Genomic DNA, 15,926 nt, shown 5'->3' with positions numbered 1-15,926 from the left:
GAGGCTAAACGAGGTAAGATAGTCTGATAGAAAGAGTGATAAAAATGGGTTTTGTACGAAAAGTAATGGATTATTTACTAGGATACGAAGTGAAAGAAATCGTTGTAGACGAACATGGAAATACAACGGAAGAATACCCTTTAAATAGAGAAAAAACAATTCCTAAAAAGAAGGCTCCTAAGCCTAAACAAATGCAGTCAGTTCATCAAAAGCCAGTGATGAAAGCAACGCCAAAACCTTCTGTTCCACACTCGGCCAGAACGCAAAAGCGGAGTTACAGTGAAGAGCAGCAAGATGTTCATACAAAAGTAGCTTATCAATATCCAAAAGGAACGTTTCGTTTTCCTTTAATTGATGATACGGGAGAAGCAAAAAAGGCAGCAGCTCCTAAAAATGAACCAAGGCCTGTAGCAAAAAAGGCACCGGCTCCGTTTTATCAAGAGCCTGTTCGCAAGTCGGCGCTAACGCAGCCTAAGTCAGTATCTCAGCCGTTAAAAACGGTATCTGAAAAGAAAGAAGCGGTTCCGCAAGTAAGAAAACGTCCGTTTCGTCCGACTGAAATTCCTTCACCTGTCTATGGGTTTAATAAGCGGCCTTCTAATGTTGTACAAAACGGAAGTGAGGAAGTAGTAGAATATGAGCTTCCGAGTACACAGTTATCAAAAGCAGCGTTTGAAGATGAAATTTACCGACGAGCGATGAATACAGCTGTTGTAGAGCCGTTAAGAAAACCAGTTTCTAAGCCTATAGCCGAAGAAGCACCGATTCAAGAAACAGAAGAAATGATGCAACTGTCTTCTCAGCGTTTTGCTCAGTGGAAGCAATATGAGGAAAATCAAAAAGAGAAGCTATCATTTTCTGAAGAAAAGCCAAGTTCTTCAGTAGCCGTAAAAGAACAGGAAGAGGTGCCAACTTTTGAAGAATCACACGCGGTCGAACCGTTAGTGGGACAAGAGAGAACTCTTGACTGGGATTTAGCGAAAGGTATGACAGCGGCCGAAGAAGTTCCAATTTCAGAGGAAACGCGCCCGTCTGAATCATCAGTTTCTCTCCAACAAGAGATAGGAAATGAGACTGAAGAAGTAGAAGCAGAAACGTTGATGGACGGAAGCGAAGTGTTTTTACAAGCAGCAGAAGAAGTAGAATCACTAAAGCCTAGAAAGAAAGAAGAAGCTCCAGCTGCTGAGAAAGAAAGTGACGTCATTCTAGAAGAGCCAGCAAACAGTGTTCATATGGCAGCAGAACATGAGCTGAATTCTGAAAGTTTAAATTCATCGCAACCCGCAGCTGATGAATGGCAACCAGAAGCGGCATCGGCTGTTGTTCACCAAGAGCTTGAAAATTCGGTGATAAAAGAGGAAGAGAGCAGTATACAGGAAAGTCAAGAGTTACAAGAACAAGTACAGCAAGAGTCAGCTGTAGAACCTCTTGTACCTGCAGAACAGCCAGGAAATGCTGAACGAGCTCGCGGTAAGCGATTAGTGCCTTTTAACGTGATGATGCTGAAAAAAGACCGCACAAAGATGAATAACAGCGCTCGAGAAAAAAGTCAGCCGTCTCAAGGTTCATACCAAAGGCAGGAGGCAGAAGCTCTGCAAAAAAAAACGGAAGTAAGTAGGCGAGAAGAAGTTCACGGTGAAAAAACCAAAGAAGTGGTTCCGCAGGCTTCGTTAAAAGCTGAAGAACCTGTAAATGTAAAGGCTTCTTCTCCTTATGTATTTCCTGGAATGAACTTGCTTAACATTCCTCCAGCTGCTATTGAAGAAGATAATCAATGGGCGGATGAGCAGCGTGAGCTTTTGGATATGACATTAAAAAACTTTAACGTTCGAGCTAAGGTCGTAAACGTCACGCAAGGTCCTACCGTGACCAGATTTGAAGTACATCCTGAACCCGGTGTGAAAGTGAACAAAATTACGAATTTAACAGATGATATTAAACTGAGCCTAGCCGCGCGTGATATCCGAATTGAAGCGCCAATTCCAGGGAAAAATACGATTGGAATTGAAGTGCCAAATCGTCAAAGTAAGCCGGTGTTAATTCGTGAAATTTTGAGGCATCCTTCTTTTAGAAAAGATAACTCTCCTTTAACGGTGGCGTTAGGGTTAGATATTTCAGGAACGCCGGTTGTGACTGACTTGAATAAAATGCCTCACGGTTTGATTGCCGGAGCGACAGGATCTGGTAAAAGCGTGTGTATTAATACTATTATCGTCAGCTTGCTTTATAAAGCTGCGCCGCACGAAGTCAAGCTTATGTTAATTGACCCTAAAATGGTTGAGCTAGCTCCTTACAACGGTATCCCGCATTTAGTCAGCCCGGTTATCACGGATGCTAAAGCAGCTACTACAGCTTTAAAATGGGCAGTAGAGGAAATGGAGCGCCGTTATGAATTGTTTGCACATGCGGGCGTACGTGATATTACAAAATACAACGAACGTGTAAAAGAACATAATGAAAAAAGCGGGGAGCTGCCATATCTAGTTATTATTATTGATGAACTTGCCGACTTAATGATGGTATCTCCTGGGGAAGTAGAGGAAGCTATTTGCCGTATTGCACAAAAAGCAAGAGCATGTGGCATTCACTTATTGCTTGCAACGCAGCGTCCTTCCGTAGATGTGATTACAGGCTTAATTAAAGCGAATGTGCCAACGCGTATTGCATTTTCTGTTTCTTCGCAAGTTGATTCACGTACAATTATCGACACAGGGGGAGCAGAGAAGCTACTAGGTAAAGGTGATATGCTGCTTCTTGAAAACGGCTCTTCTAAAAGTGTTCGAATTCAAGGGAACTTTGTTTCAGATGAAGAAATTGACCGCGTTGTAGATCATGTCAAAAAACAAATGAAGCCAACATACTTATTTGATCAAGAAGATTTGTTGAAAAAGCAGCAAAGCTTTGCTTCAAATGAAGAAGATGAGCTTTTCTATGAAGCATGCGAGTTTGTGCTAGACCAAGGCGGTGCATCTACTTCCAGTCTGCAAAGACGCTTCAGAATGGGGTACAATCGCGCAGCGCGCCTAATTGACATGATGGAGCAGCAAGGAATTATTTCAGAAGCAAGAGGAAGCAAGCCGAGAGATGTGCTCATTACCGAAAACGAGCTTCAAGAAATGGAAAGTCAAACAGCCACTTCTACATTTTAAGCTGTTTTTGTTAAAAAAGAGGCTATGCAAAATCAGCAGGATACAGCATTGTGTGAGCTAACGCTCTGTCGCTGTATCCGTCGCTTCTTTTTTTCCTGCTTTAAGTTCGTTTATACAGAATTTGAGTAGAGATTTTGGAAGAAATCCATCAAGAAAAAAAGGAAAAGGTTTGTCAGAACTAGTAAAATGATTTACTATATGTAAGGATAATGTGTGTTTTGCTTTTTTAGCATGTGATAGTTTGCTATCATTTCTCACCAGCAGAAACATATGAGATGAAGGCGTTTAAAGAGGACAAACCAAAATAATTAGAGTACGAGTGAAGAGTAATGACAGAAGAAAATCATGAACTGATTAACTTTAATGAAATTCGTGAACAAAAGCAGCTTCAGTCTGACAATGCTATTTGCGACTTTTACAATCAATATTTCTTTTTTGTGAACCGCTATACGAATATACGAGAAAAAGTGCGGGCTTCACATTTATTTAAAGAATTAGTAAACTTGCCTCACGAGGCGCCTCTGTCTGATTCCCATGAACAATTATTTTTTCAGTGGTTTGCATTTGAATATGTAACCATTCAGGGGAAAACCTTGCTGCAGCTTTTTTTAGCTGATCAGGCGAAGCAGAAAACAGAGTCGTTTTTGATTCAAGGAGCCTTTTTTTTGACGAGTGTACTGGAGCCAATTATTGTGTCTAAAGTACCTAATTCGTTTTTCTTAAAAGGATATACCCCATTGACAAATGAGCAGGTTATCATCAAAGATGTAAGAGGAAGATTTGCAAATTTAGAGGAACAACAAGTAATTTGGATTCGAAAAATAAAATCAATCGGATATGACGTGTTAATTGACTCTTTCTTTTTAGGACATAAACAACGCATTGAACAGTTAGTAACGCAATATAATGACAAAAAAAATGCAATGACATGGCGCTCGTTTTTAAAACAGCAGGCTATATACTATGTGATGAAGCCACAATAAAAGGCCGTTTCGCAAGGGAAGAGAGTAGAAATGGAGTCATGGAGTTATGTTATAAGAAGTGATATAATGTACGAATGTTATCGTGAAATCAGCAATCAAACGACATTTATATACGTTTGTAAGAGCAATTCTAGATAACCGTCATATACTGTCTTACAGATAGACGAATGTTGGAGGTTCTTTATATGACAGTTTACCATTTTGTAGGTATTAAAGGAACAGGAATGAGTGCGCTTGCGCAAATCCTAAACGATATGGGCTTTCAAGTTCAAGGATCGGATATTGAAAAAGAAATTTTTACGCAAAAAGCACTAGAACAGCAGGGAATTCCTGTTTTACCATTTGATAAAAATAATATTAAAGACGGCATGACTGTAATCGCAGGAAATGCTTTTCCTGATACGCATGAAGAAATTGCAGAAGCAGCTTCAAAAGAAGGAGTCAAGCTTGTACGCTATCACCGTTTCTTAGGTGACTTTATGAAACAGTATACGAGTGTAGCCGTAACAGGAGCACACGGGAAAACATCCACAACGGGTATGTTAGCGCATGTGATTCAAGGAGCTGAACCTACTTCATATTTAATTGGAGACGGTACGGGTAAAGGTGTAAAAGACAGCAAGTATTTTGCGTTTGAGGCATGTGAGTATCGCCGCCACTTCTTATCTTATACGCCAGACTATGCAATTATGACGAATATTGATTTTGATCACCCTGATTATTTTGCCAATATCGATGATGTATTCAGCGCGTTCCAAGAGATGGCACTTCAAGTCAAAAAAGGAATTATTGCCTGTGGTGACGATGAACATCTGCAGCAAATTCAAGCGAAGGTACCTGTTCTTTATTACGGATTAGGCGAAGAAAATGATTTCCAAGCACGTAATATCGTAAAAAGCACAACAGGCACAACATTTGATGTGTTCGTTCGTAATACATTCCACGCATCATTTGAAATTCCAGGGTATGGCGACCATAACATCTTAAATGCACTTTCTGTTATTGCACTTTGTCATTATGAAGAAATTGACGTTGCTGTGCTGCAAGAGCGTTTTAAAACATATCAAGGTGTAAAGCGTCGTTTCAGTGAAAAGAACGTTGGCAAACAAGTGCTGATCGATGATTATGCACACCATCCAACGGAAATTAATGCAACGATTTCAGCTGCTCGTCAAAAGTATCCAAACCGTGAAGTGGTGGCTGTTTTCCAACCGCATACTTTTACGCGTACACAAACGTTCTTAGAGGACTTTGCAGCAAGCTTACAGCACGCTGATAAAGTATATCTATGTGACATTTTTGGATCAGCTCGTGAGCATCAAGGTAAATTATCAATTGAAGATTTACGAAGCAAAATCAGCGGAGCTGAATTAATTAATGAAGAAACAATTGAATCGTTAAAAGACCATAATGAAGCTGTATTAGTATTTATGGGTGCTGGAGACATTCAAAAGTTTGAAAAACTATATCAGCAAACCGTATCATAAAAAAAGGCACTCAGGAGAGTGCCTTTTTTTTATTTCAAAACTCATTTTAAATTTTCAGGATTTAACGCTTTTAATTCCTCAATGACAAATAGCCCGTCTTTACGAATTAACACGTCATCGAAATAAATCTCACCGCCGCCGTATTCTGGGCGCTGAATCATCACCATATCCCAGTGAATATTTGACTTATTTCCATTATACGCATCTTCGTAGCACTCGCCAGGAGTGAAGTGGAAACTTCCGTCAATTTTTTCATCAAATAAGATGTCTTGCATTGGATGTTGAATATATGGATTTACGCCAATCGCAAATTCGCCAACAAAACGTGCGCCTTCATCCGTATCAAAAATGCCGTTGATGCGTTCTGTATCATTAGCGGTTGCTTCAACAATCTTACCGTTTTTAAATGTTAAGGATACATTCTCAAACGTAAAGCCTTGATAGTTAGAAGGAGTGTTGTAAGAAATTGTTCCGTTTACAGAATCACGTACAGGAGCCGTGTATACTTCACCGTCCGGAATATTCATTTCCCCGGCACACTTCACTGCAGGAATATCCTTAATAGAGAACGTTAAGTCTGTATTCTCACCTGTTAAACGCACTTTGTCCGTACGGTTCATGAGCTCAACTAAAGCATCCATCGCTTTGCTCATTTTGCCATAGTCTAAGTTACATACATCAAAATAAAAATCTTCAAATGCTTCTGTACTCATTTTAGCAAGCTGCGCCATTGAATCGTTTGGATAGCGAAGAACAACCCATTTTGTTTTTGGAACGCGAATTTCTCTATGTACTTTTTTACCGATCGTATTCCCTTGGATTTTCATTTTATCTGCCGGAACATCTGATTGTTCAAAAATGTTTGAACCAGAACGCAAGCCAATATAAGCATTCATTTCTTTCATCACATTTGCTTCGAAGTCTGCCATCATATTGAACTGCTCTTCTTGTGCTCCGTTTAAAAGAGCTCGGTCTACCGAATGATCTTTTAGCAGTACAAACGGATAGCCACCCGCCTTGTACGCTTCATCTACAAGTGCTGTCACAAGTTCGCGCTGAAGTCCAAAGTTTTCGATTAATACTTTTTCTCCTTTTTGAAGGCGAACAGAATAATTAATTAAATTTTTAGCTAATGTGGAAATTCTAGGGTCTTTCATAAATAGTGCCTCCTTAAAATAACAATGATTGGTGATTCACTTTCTATTGTACCCCACTGAGCTTATTTTGTTTGTTTTTATGCTTTAAAATCCTTTTTTTCTTTAGGAAGGGAAATAACTCATATATCGCGAAATAATGTAGCAATCTTCCCTTTTTCTGAATAAAAGCAGAGAGAATATGGTAAAGTTAAAGAGTCTATAGGGAATAGAAGGTTTAATTGTTTATAAAATTGGGAAAGTAGTTATAACAAGAGAGAAGAAAATAGGAGGTGCCTTGCACAGATGGTTATTATTCTTTATTTAAGCGCTGCTATTGTTGCCATTGCGATTTTTTACCTGGTGGTTTCCGTGTCCAAAACATTGAAATCCGTTCAGCACACATTAAATTCAGTGGCAGGTACTTTAGACGGTGTAGAAAAGCAAATGACAGGAATCACAGCCGAAACAACTGCACTTTTACATAAGACTAATCTGTTAGCTGAAGATATTCAGCGTAAATCCGAAGCGCTGAACACAGTGGTGGATTCTGTTAAAGGCGTAGGTGACTCAATCCAAGACCTAAATAAGTCTATTAAAAGCGTATCATCAAGCGTTTCAGAGAAAGTAGAAGAAAATAAAGAAACTGTTGCTCAAGTCGTTCAATGGAGCAATGTTGCATTAGACGTATGGGAACGTATAAAATTAAGAAAACAGAAAAAAGTTGAAGCAGAGCCTGTACCTGTTGAAGTAAAAGAAAAAGCGGTTCAACGCTCACGCTCATTTTCATAAGGATGAACTTTAAAGGAGGAGACGCATATGTCAAACAAACCAAATAAACCAAACAATACTTCAAATAAAGGCTTTTTAGTAGGAACAGTGATTGGAGGAGTTGTAGGAGCTGCAACGGCATTACTACTTGCTCCAAAATCAGGTAAAGAGTTCCGTTCTGATTTAAATGAGCAGGCAGCTTACGTTCGTTTAAAAACGGAGCAAGCGAAAAACAGCGCTGTTGAAAAAGGACAAGGGTTTGCTCAAACGGCTAAAGAAAAAACGGCTGGTTTATCACAAACACTGTCTGAGCAATCTTCACAAGTAGTAGACAAGGTGAAAAACTTCCGTAAAGTAGATCCTGAACACGAAGCATTACCGCCAACAAGCTTAGAAGTGCTTGCTGATGAAGTTGAGTCTCAAAGCAACGAGGACGTTCAGCAGAAGCTAACAGAAGCTCAAAAAGCACTAGATGAAGTGGAAAGCACAGTGCCACGACCATAATAAAGAATCAAAAGCGTTTACCCTATAGGGTGAACGCTTTTTTTTGTATGTAATTTAGGTTGGATAACAACAAGTAAATAATCTTTTCATTGCAGGAAAAAACTCCACCTTATAAATGAATTTATTAGCATCATACATAAAGCTGAGCACTCTTTTTGTATGGAAACGGTCAAACCATGTAAACTTAAGAGTAAGTACAGAAAGGGTGAAAAAAATGAAAAAAATTTCAACAGTTGAAGAGTTCGAACAAGTTGTAAAGGAAAACAATCGCTTTTTATTTTTAAAACACAGCACAACGTGTCCAATTAGTGCAGCTGGTCATGAGGCATTTTCAGCATTTGCTTCTAGTCATGAAGACATTCCTTCTTATTATCTTCATGTTCAAGATTCACGTGATGTATCTAACTATATCGCTGAGACGTATGAAGTGAAGCATGAATCACCTCAAGCGCTTCTGTTTGAAGATGGAAAAGTGAAGTGGCATGTTTCTCACTGGAACATTAACGAAGACGAATTAGCGAAAAACGTAGCTCACTAATCGAAAAAGTATTTTAGTAAAAGAAAAATCCGAACATTAATCGTTCGGATTTTTTCATTGGCAGGGTGAACGTAGGTTTACTGTATGAAGCTGCTTCTAGCGGTTGATTGGAGGGCAAGACGAAGACTCCTGCGGGAAAAGCGAAACAGGCGAGACCCCGCAGGAGCGTAAGCGACGAGGAGGCTCAGCGGCCGCCCGCGAAAAGCGAAGTCTTGCACGGAAATCAACAGCGGTATGACAAGCAATCCATAATAGATTGTTTATCCCATTTATTCGCCTTTAGATTGGAGCGATTTAGCCTATGCCTCAACTTCTTTTTTTATAAGCTGATTGCGGTTTCATCCGCTTTTTCGTACAATAGATGTAGTTTAGCACATAAAAGCAGAGAAGCCCCTTACATATATCCTCCATCATCTATCATCTTATGTAGTAACCCTGCTAAACGGATTTTTTAAAATCAGTGAAAGGGTGGACGTACATGAAAAATTCAGATCTTCAGCATTTGCGATCTCAAATTGACGAAGTAAATATGAAACTGTTAAAGCTTATTAATGAGCGAGGCGAGCTTGTTCAAAAAATAGGAAAGTTAAAAGGAATGCAGTCAACCAAACGGTTTGATCCCGTTCGTGAACGAGCAATGCTTGATGCTATTTTAAGCAAGAATGAAGGACCGTTTCAAACGTCTACGCTTCAACATATTTTCAAAGAGATTTTCAAAGCTCATTTAGAGCTTCAAGAAGATGATCATCGTAAAGCACTTCTTGTATCCCGTAAAAAGAAGCCGGAAAATACAATTGTTACGGTAAAAGGAGAAACAATTGGTGACGGACTTCAGCGTTTTGTAGCAGGACCTTGTTCCGTTGAAAGCTATGAGCAAGTAGCAGCCGTAGCAAAAGCCGTGAAGCAGCAGGGCGTGCGGATGCTTAGAGGCGGAGCCTACAAGCCAAGAACATCTCCTTATGATTTTCAAGGCCTTGGCTTAGAAGGATTGCAAATTTTAAAAAGAGTAGCTGACGAATACGATTTAGCCGTTATTAGTGAAATTGTCGATCCCGCTGATATTGAAACAGCTGTAGAATACGTAGATGTGATTCAAATTGGTGCTCGTAATATGCAAAATTTTGAGCTGTTAAAAGAAGCGGGTGCGGTGAAGAAGCCTGTCTTATTAAAGCGAGGCTTAGCCGCTACGATTGATGAGTTTATTAATGCTGCTGAATACATTGTTTCAAAAGGAAATGATCAGCTGATTTTGTGCGAACGAGGAATTCGTACGTATGAGCGAGCAACGCGAAATACGCTGGATATTTCAGCAGTTCCCATTTTAAAACAAGAAACTCATTTACCTGTTTTAGTCGACGTCACGCATTCAACGGGAAGAAGAGATTTACTTGTTCCAACGGCTAAAGCGGTTCTTGCCATTGGTGCAGATGGAATTATGGCAGAAGTTCATCCAGATCCTGCGGTAGCACTTTCTGATTCAGCTCAGCAAATGGATATCCCGCAATTTACAGAATTTATGAAGCAGCTAAAACCTATATGTAACTTAAATTTATAAAAAAACGTAAAAATGAAAAATTCGTATACTTTTATGACAAGTTTGAGGCACTTAATGGTTTCAAGCTTGTTTGCCTTTCGTTATAATAAAGATAAGCGAAATTATCACGTATTTTGAAAACAGTCGATAACTTTTGTCAAAATAGGAAAGAATAAGTGCAAATCCAAAAACAAGAATTTATGAAATTCTCGTGAAACTTGTCGGAAAAAGGCGGTAAATACGTTGCGATGAAGCACATAGTATCGTATAGTAGTTACAGATATTCGCTATCATTCTGTGATTGCATATGATATAAATTCGCGATTCACTTTTTTTATTTACTTAATATACACCGTCTTTTACATTGTTACATATAAACTGGTAAAATTGTCTTTGCCACGTAATAATAAGGGCATAACAGGAATGATTTAGATGCATACAGGGTATCTAAGCTGTATGTAAGAGTGAAGGAGCTAGAAATAGCCATTCTATAAAGGAAGATGGATTTATATACGTAAATACAAGAAATGAAATAAGGATAAAATAAACGAAATGTTTTTCGATAAGGAGTGTTTGTTGTGAACGTAACAATTTATGATGTAGCAAGGGAAGCAAGCGTGTCGATGGCAACGGTTTCTCGTGTGGTAAACGGAAATCCAAATGTAAAACCATCAACTAGAAAAAAAGTATTAGAAACAATTGAAAGACTAGGCTATCGTCCGAACGCAGTAGCGCGTGGATTAGCAAGTAAAAAAACAACGACAGTAGGAGTTATCATTCCTGATATTTCAAATATTTTCTATGCAGAATTAGCGCGTGGAATCGAAGATATTGCAACGATGTACAAATATAATATCATCTTAAGTAACTCCGATCAAAATCAAGATAAAGAACTTCACCTTTTAAATAACATGCTTGGTAAACAAGTAGACGGAATCATCTTCATGAGTGGCAATGTAACAGAAGAACACGTAGAAGAGCTAAAAAAATCACCGGTTCCAGTTGTACTTGCAGCATCAATCGAATCAACTAACCAAATCCCATCTGTAACTATTGATTATGAACAAGCAGCTTTTGATGCAGTGCAATCACTAATTGACAGCGGTCATAAAAATATTGCATTCGTTTCAGGTACGTTAGAAGAACCAATCAACCATGCGAAAAAAGTAAAAGGGTACAAGCGTGCTCTTACTGAAAGCGGATTGCCTGTACGTGATTCTTATATTGTAGAAGGAGACTACACGTACGATTCAGGTATTGAAGCGGTTGAAAAACTATTAGAAGAAGATGAAAAGCCAACTGCTATTTTCGTTGGAACGGACGAAATGGCATTAGGCGTTATTCACGGGGCACAAGATCGCGGGTTGAATGTACCAAACGATCTAGAAGTTATCGGTTTTGATAACACAAGACTTTCAACAATGGTTCGTCCTCAGTTAACATCTGTTGTACAGCCAATGTATGATATTGGTGCAGTAGCGATGCGTCTCTTAACAAAATACATGAACAAAGAAACGGTAGACAGCAGCATTGTACAGCTTCCTCACCGCATCGAGTTCAGACAATCTACAAAATAAATACCTGTGAATGAATAAGAACGAATCCAAAGTTCAGACACGGGGAGATAGAATATGAAAAAAATTGATATGCTCACACCTATAGGGATACTAATTGGTATCTCTATGGTTGTGTTTGGGGTTATTTCAAGTGGAGGAATAAGCGGTTTTTTAGCTTTTATTGATGTACCATCGATTTTAATTGTACTGGGAGGCGTTTTTGGTACGCTGTGCGTGAGCTTTCCTTTAAAACAATTAAAAAATATGGGAAGAGTAGGGAAACAAGCGTTTCAATCTAAAGAAATAAACGTAGAAGAAATTGTAGGAACATTTGTACATTTATCGGAAAAAGCGCGTCGAGAAGGACTTCTATCGTTAGAAGCAGAGCTTGAACAAATCGATGATTCATTTGTGAAAAAAGGTATTTTGCTAGCCATTGATGGAGTAGAACCGGAAATGATTCGAGAGCTGCTTGAAGGTGAAATAGCTGCAGTGGAAGAAAGACATGCGAGAGGTCGAAGTATGTTTGAAAAAGCAGGCGATTATGCCCCCGCTTGGGGAATGATTGGGACGCTCGTTGGGCTAGTGCTAATGCTTAAAAGCCTTAATACCCCTTCATCGCTTGGGCCTAACATGGCAATTGCTCTTTTAACGACTTTCTACGGGGCGCTGCTTTCAAACTTGTTTTTTCAGCCAATCGCAGCTAAATTAGCTGGTAAAACGGAGCATGAGCTTTTTGTTAAAGAAGTGATTATTGAAGGTGTCATCGGCTTGCAGGCGGGTCAAAATTCTCGCTTTGTGCAAGCAAAGCTAAAAGTATTTGCCCCTGTTGAAAAACGAAAGCTGGAAGAAAAGAGAGAACACGTTCGTGAAGCGTAGAAGAAAAAGGTATTCGGCACAGTCGCCAAAATGGATGGTAACATTTGCTGATTTGGTGACGTTAATATTAGTTTTTTTTATTTTACTATTTTCAATGTCTAGCGTTGATAATCAAAAGTTTCAGACCGTTGTCAATTCGCTTACAAGCGGTGGATCATTAGCTTCTGTAGAAAAGAGCCAGCAGTCTCAAAAGCTGGATAACATTTTAGCGAAAGTGCAGGATTACCTGAAGGAAAATAAGCTTCAGAATGTCATTACTGCTAAGCGAGATGAACGCGGAGTTGTGCTTATTTTACAAGAACAGGTGCTGTTTGAAACAGGACAAGCGGACATTTTGAAAAAAGGTACCCCTTTTCTGGATGAATTAGGAAGGTTATTCAGTACTATTCCAAATGATATTAAAGTAGAAGGTCATACCGACAATCGACCCATTCACACCTATCGTTATCCATCTAATTGGGAACTATCGGCAGCGCGTGCTAGCGGCGTCATACGTTATTTAACGAACCATTTTTCTCTTTCTGCTAACCGCTTTGAAGCACTTGGATACGGAGATACAAAGCCGCTTGTTCCGAACACGTCTAATGGCAATCTACAAAAAAATAGACGCGTCGAAATTATTATTTCAGATCCCGAAGCACAGTGAAAAAGGCCATACGCTTGTATAGCCTTTTTTAAGAATGAGATGTATGAGAACGAATAGGATAAAGAGCGCGCTCAAGAGTTTGAGCGTTTTTTTCTGTTATTTCTGGTTTTCTTGGAATTGGCTGATAGATATTAGGTTCATCATCCCACTGCGTGCAAACGGGGTGAGGCGATACTTTTGTCCATTTTTCAAGCCATGACAGAGGAAGCATGCCTTCTGCCTTTCGTTCAATCATTTCAAGCCAAATGAATGACCAAGCCCGAGGAACAACCCGCCAAATATCATAACCTCCTCCGCCAACCGCAATCCATCTTCCCTGACAATATTCATGGGCAATTTCATGAGCAATTTTAGGAATCTCACGGTATATTTTCGTGGTGCCGCATAAATGAGTAAGCGGATCGTAATAATGAGAATCGGCTCCATTTTGTGTCAAGATAACATCTGGTTTAAAAAAAGCAGCTACTTCTTTTAAAGAGGTCTTATAAACGTCGAGCCAAGACTCATCTTCCGTATAAGCATCAACAGGCACATTAAATGAATAACCATAGCCTTCACTGTGCCCGCGTTCGTTAACGTTTCCCGTGCCTGGAAACAAGTAGCGTCCCGTTTCATGAATGGAAAGAGTGCAAACGGAAGGGTCGTCATAAAATGTCCATTGCACGCCGTCACCGTGGTGAGCATCTGTATCGACATAGAGAACGCGTGCGTTGTACTTTTGCTGCATATATTTGATGGCTACCGCACTATCGTTATAAATACAGAAGCCGGAAGCTTTTCCTCGAAAGCCGTGGTGCAATCCTCCTCCTAAATTTAGAGCATGCTTAGCTTTTCCAGTCATCACATAATCTACAGCAGTAAGTGTACCCCCAACTAAAAATGCACTGGCTTCATGCATGTTGGGAAACATAGGTGTATCTTCTGTTCCAAGACCAAAATCTGCTGCTTTTTCAACAGAAAGCTCGCCGCTTCCTGCTAATTTTACCGCTTGAATATAGCTAGTATCATGGACAAGCTGAAGTTCTTCATCAGATGCCATCCGCGGTAATACAATATCTTGATTGCCTAAAGCGCCAAATTCCCGTAACAGTTCATATGTTAGTTGAACACGAAGCTGGTTAAACGGATGATTATTGCTGAATTTGTACGAAAGAATATCATCTGAATAAATAAATACAGCATTACTAGTCATTACGTCATCTCCGGTAATTTAGGCCACAACACCTCATAGCCGTTTTCTTTTAATGTATTTATACTAATCAATGGATTAATAGCTTGAATGCGAAGCACAAGGATTTTATATCGTTCATCTACATCAGGGTAGACAAGTACGCTTAAGATGTTTGTTCTCGTTGAACCAAAGAGGGATGTAACTTCAGCGAGCACGCCAGCCTTATTTTCTACTTTTATTTCAATTTGTGAACCTGGCTTATTGGTGCCGGTAAGCTGAATAAACGTATGTAATAGATCTCTTTCGGTAACAACGCCTACTAACCGCTTGTTTTTTGTGACGGGAATACAACCGATTTGATGTTCATAAAAAACACTTGCAATTTCTTCAACAAAATCAAGAGGGTGAGCTGTAATGACTTCTGTTTGCATAATCATCCGCACGGGTTCGGATAGAAGAGCAGATGTATAAGTATTATCTAAAATAGATGGACTTGCATCTCTTACGTCTCGATCAGAAATGATGCCAACTACGTGATGAAGGTCATTAACGATAGGAATATGTCTAATCTTATGTGTATCTAAAAGTTTCATAGCTTCAGCAATCGTATGGTCGGGGGTTAAGGTAACGAGATCAGTTTTCATCATCTCTTCAACAATCATCAGACACAGCTCCTTTTCTTAAAGGTCAGCTTAATACATAAAGCGATTTCGAAAGCGCAGGCTATCAAATTCTTGTATGCTTTCTTGAGGTACTCTGCTCCCGATTCTTACCATCAAACAATTAGCAGGGTGGGAGCTAATCTCCGGATCATCTGTGGCAAACCACGTCAGTCCGCCTTTATTCATCATTTTCTCCATAATTTTGCGGTAATCCCACACATTTAGCCCTGTTCCTTTTAAATCCCAATGCCAGTAGTATTCTGTCGTAATGACAATATAATCTTCCATTGCATCATCCATCATAGATACGATAAGCAAGTTTTTACCAACAGCGTAGCTGCGAAATGGAGCGGCTACCTCTATAGCTCCTAATTCGATTAAATTCTCCATATTTCCTTCCGACCATCGTTCTAGAGGATCGGGATATAAAAAAGTTACGTAACCAATGATTGTATAATGATGGCGAGCAATAATGATTCTACCTTCAGGCAAGTTGGCAATCTCGATCAATGCTTCTTTTTGCTGTTCAGGTGGACGAAAGGCCGTTAGTTGCTCATGAAAATCAAGTTGTTGCAAGGTCTGGGAGGAGACAGGTCCTTCAATAACAATTGCCCCAACAGCTGTTTTTAGTTCTTTCATATTGTATGTTTGGGAATGTTTCACATGAATCACCACCTTCAAGCAGTCTTATCTGTATTATAATACAAAAAAAACTCTATATTAAAGCGTTTTCAAAAAATTAAATGAAAGAAAAGGAGTTTTTTAAAAAACATAGAATAGAAAATTAAAAGAGATTCTTGTTAATTCGGCACTTCTATAACAAAGGTTGTCATATAACAAGGGAGACTATTATCCTAATTCCGACAAATAATTTTTATAAAATTGTGAAAAGTATATTTTTGTTATATAATAG

At 39.2% G+C, this 15,926-nt stretch carries 15 protein-coding genes; 11 read left to right on the top strand and 4 right to left on the bottom strand.

The features are described from left to right. The first annotated feature begins 44 nt into the window (after positions 1 to 44). From Q5794_RS24745 to murC, 3 genes are all read left to right on the top strand, one after another. Positions 45 to 3,149 carry a DNA translocase FtsK gene (locus Q5794_RS24745; RefSeq protein ID WP_374988510.1) on the top strand — a complete coding sequence of 1,035 codons (3,105 nt, stop codon included), beginning with the start codon at positions 45 to 47 and terminating at the stop codon, positions 3,147 to 3,149. Between the two features lie 329 nt (positions 3,150 to 3,478). Continuing rightward, entirely contained in the window at positions 3,479 to 4,132 is a 654-nt protein-coding gene (locus Q5794_RS24740) for a nicotinate phosphoribosyltransferase (protein ID WP_374988509.1), read from the top strand. Between the two features lie 185 nt (positions 4,133 to 4,317). Further along, the gene (murC, locus tag Q5794_RS24735; protein ID WP_013059499.1) at positions 4,318 to 5,619 is read left to right on the top strand and encodes a UDP-N-acetylmuramate--L-alanine ligase; all 1,302 of its coding nucleotides are present in this window, start codon (positions 4,318 to 4,320) and stop codon (positions 5,617 to 5,619) included. 41 nt (positions 5,620 to 5,660) lie between these two features. Here murC and Q5794_RS24730 read toward each other — a convergent pair whose 3' ends face one another. Further along, complete coding sequence (locus tag Q5794_RS24730) at positions 5,661 to 6,776, bottom strand: aminopeptidase (protein WP_057244958.1); 1,116 nt, start codon at positions 6,774 to 6,776, stop codon at positions 5,661 to 5,663. A gap of 282 nt (positions 6,777 to 7,058) precedes the next feature. Here Q5794_RS24730 and Q5794_RS24725 point away from each other — a divergent pair, with 282 nt between their 5' ends. The 8 genes from Q5794_RS24725 to motS all read left to right on the top strand — a co-directional run bounded on the left by Q5794_RS24725 (position 7,059) and on the right by motS (position 13,180). Continuing rightward, positions 7,059 to 7,544 (top strand): DUF948 domain-containing protein, encoded by a 486-nt coding sequence (locus Q5794_RS24725; RefSeq protein ID WP_013085231.1) that lies wholly within the window; start codon positions 7,059 to 7,061, stop codon positions 7,542 to 7,544. A 27-nt stretch (positions 7,545 to 7,571) separates the two neighbouring features. Further along, on the top strand, positions 7,572 to 8,027 hold the full coding sequence (locus Q5794_RS24720) for a YtxH domain-containing protein (RefSeq protein WP_013059496.1): 456 nt from the start codon (positions 7,572 to 7,574) through the stop codon (positions 8,025 to 8,027). A gap of 214 nt (positions 8,028 to 8,241) precedes the next feature. Then, entirely contained in the window at positions 8,242 to 8,565 is a 324-nt protein-coding gene (gene ytxJ / locus Q5794_RS24715; RefSeq protein WP_221784698.1) for a bacillithiol system redox-active protein YtxJ, read from the top strand. A gap of 103 nt (positions 8,566 to 8,668) precedes the next feature. Next, entirely contained in the window at positions 8,669 to 8,803 is a 135-nt protein-coding gene (locus Q5794_RS24710) for a hypothetical protein (RefSeq protein ID WP_264295248.1), read from the top strand. A 240-nt stretch (positions 8,804 to 9,043) separates the two neighbouring features. Continuing rightward, a complete protein-coding gene (locus tag Q5794_RS24705) occupies positions 9,044 to 10,120 on the top strand; it encodes a bifunctional 3-deoxy-7-phosphoheptulonate synthase/chorismate mutase (protein ID WP_374988508.1) in 1,077 nt (358 codons plus the stop codon). A 557-nt stretch (positions 10,121 to 10,677) separates the two neighbouring features. Beyond that, positions 10,678 to 11,676 carry a catabolite control protein A gene (gene ccpA, locus Q5794_RS24700; protein WP_013059493.1) on the top strand — a complete coding sequence of 333 codons (999 nt, stop codon included), beginning with the start codon at positions 10,678 to 10,680 and terminating at the stop codon, positions 11,674 to 11,676. A 54-nt stretch (positions 11,677 to 11,730) separates the two neighbouring features. Next, complete coding sequence (gene motP, locus Q5794_RS24695; protein WP_374988507.1) at positions 11,731 to 12,534, top strand: flagellar motor protein MotP; 804 nt, start codon at positions 11,731 to 11,733, stop codon at positions 12,532 to 12,534. After that, positions 12,524 to 13,180, top strand: a complete 657-nt coding sequence (gene motS, locus Q5794_RS24690) for a flagellar motor protein MotS (RefSeq protein ID WP_098901195.1) — start codon at positions 12,524 to 12,526, stop codon at positions 13,178 to 13,180. The genes motP and motS overlap by 11 nt, the downstream gene beginning before the upstream one ends. A 28-nt stretch (positions 13,181 to 13,208) precedes the next feature. Here motS and Q5794_RS24685 read toward each other — a convergent pair whose 3' ends face one another. The 3 genes from Q5794_RS24685 to Q5794_RS24675 are packed head-to-tail and all read right to left on the bottom strand — an operon-like array spanning position 13,209 to position 15,676. Further along, positions 13,209 to 14,372 (bottom strand): acetoin utilization protein AcuC, encoded by a 1,164-nt coding sequence (locus Q5794_RS24685; RefSeq protein WP_016765740.1) that lies wholly within the window; start codon positions 14,370 to 14,372, stop codon positions 13,209 to 13,211. Continuing rightward, positions 14,372 to 15,013 carry an acetoin utilization AcuB family protein gene (locus Q5794_RS24680; protein ID WP_374988506.1) on the bottom strand — a complete coding sequence of 214 codons (642 nt, stop codon included), beginning with the start codon at positions 15,011 to 15,013 and terminating at the stop codon, positions 14,372 to 14,374. Before Q5794_RS24680 ends, Q5794_RS24685 begins: the two co-directional genes overlap by 1 nt. Positions 15,014 to 15,043: 30 nt before the next feature. Further along, complete coding sequence (locus Q5794_RS24675) at positions 15,044 to 15,676, bottom strand: N-acetyltransferase (RefSeq protein ID WP_192995575.1); 633 nt, start codon at positions 15,674 to 15,676, stop codon at positions 15,044 to 15,046. Between the last annotated feature and the right edge of the window lie 250 nt (positions 15,677 to 15,926).

It is taken from the genome of Priestia megaterium, assembly GCF_041941685.1.
GTDB lineage: Bacteria > Bacillota > Bacilli > Bacillales > Bacillaceae_H > Priestia > Priestia megaterium_C.
The sequence above is the reverse complement of the archived record's forward strand: the minus strand, read 5'-3'. Positions and strand labels throughout refer to the sequence as shown.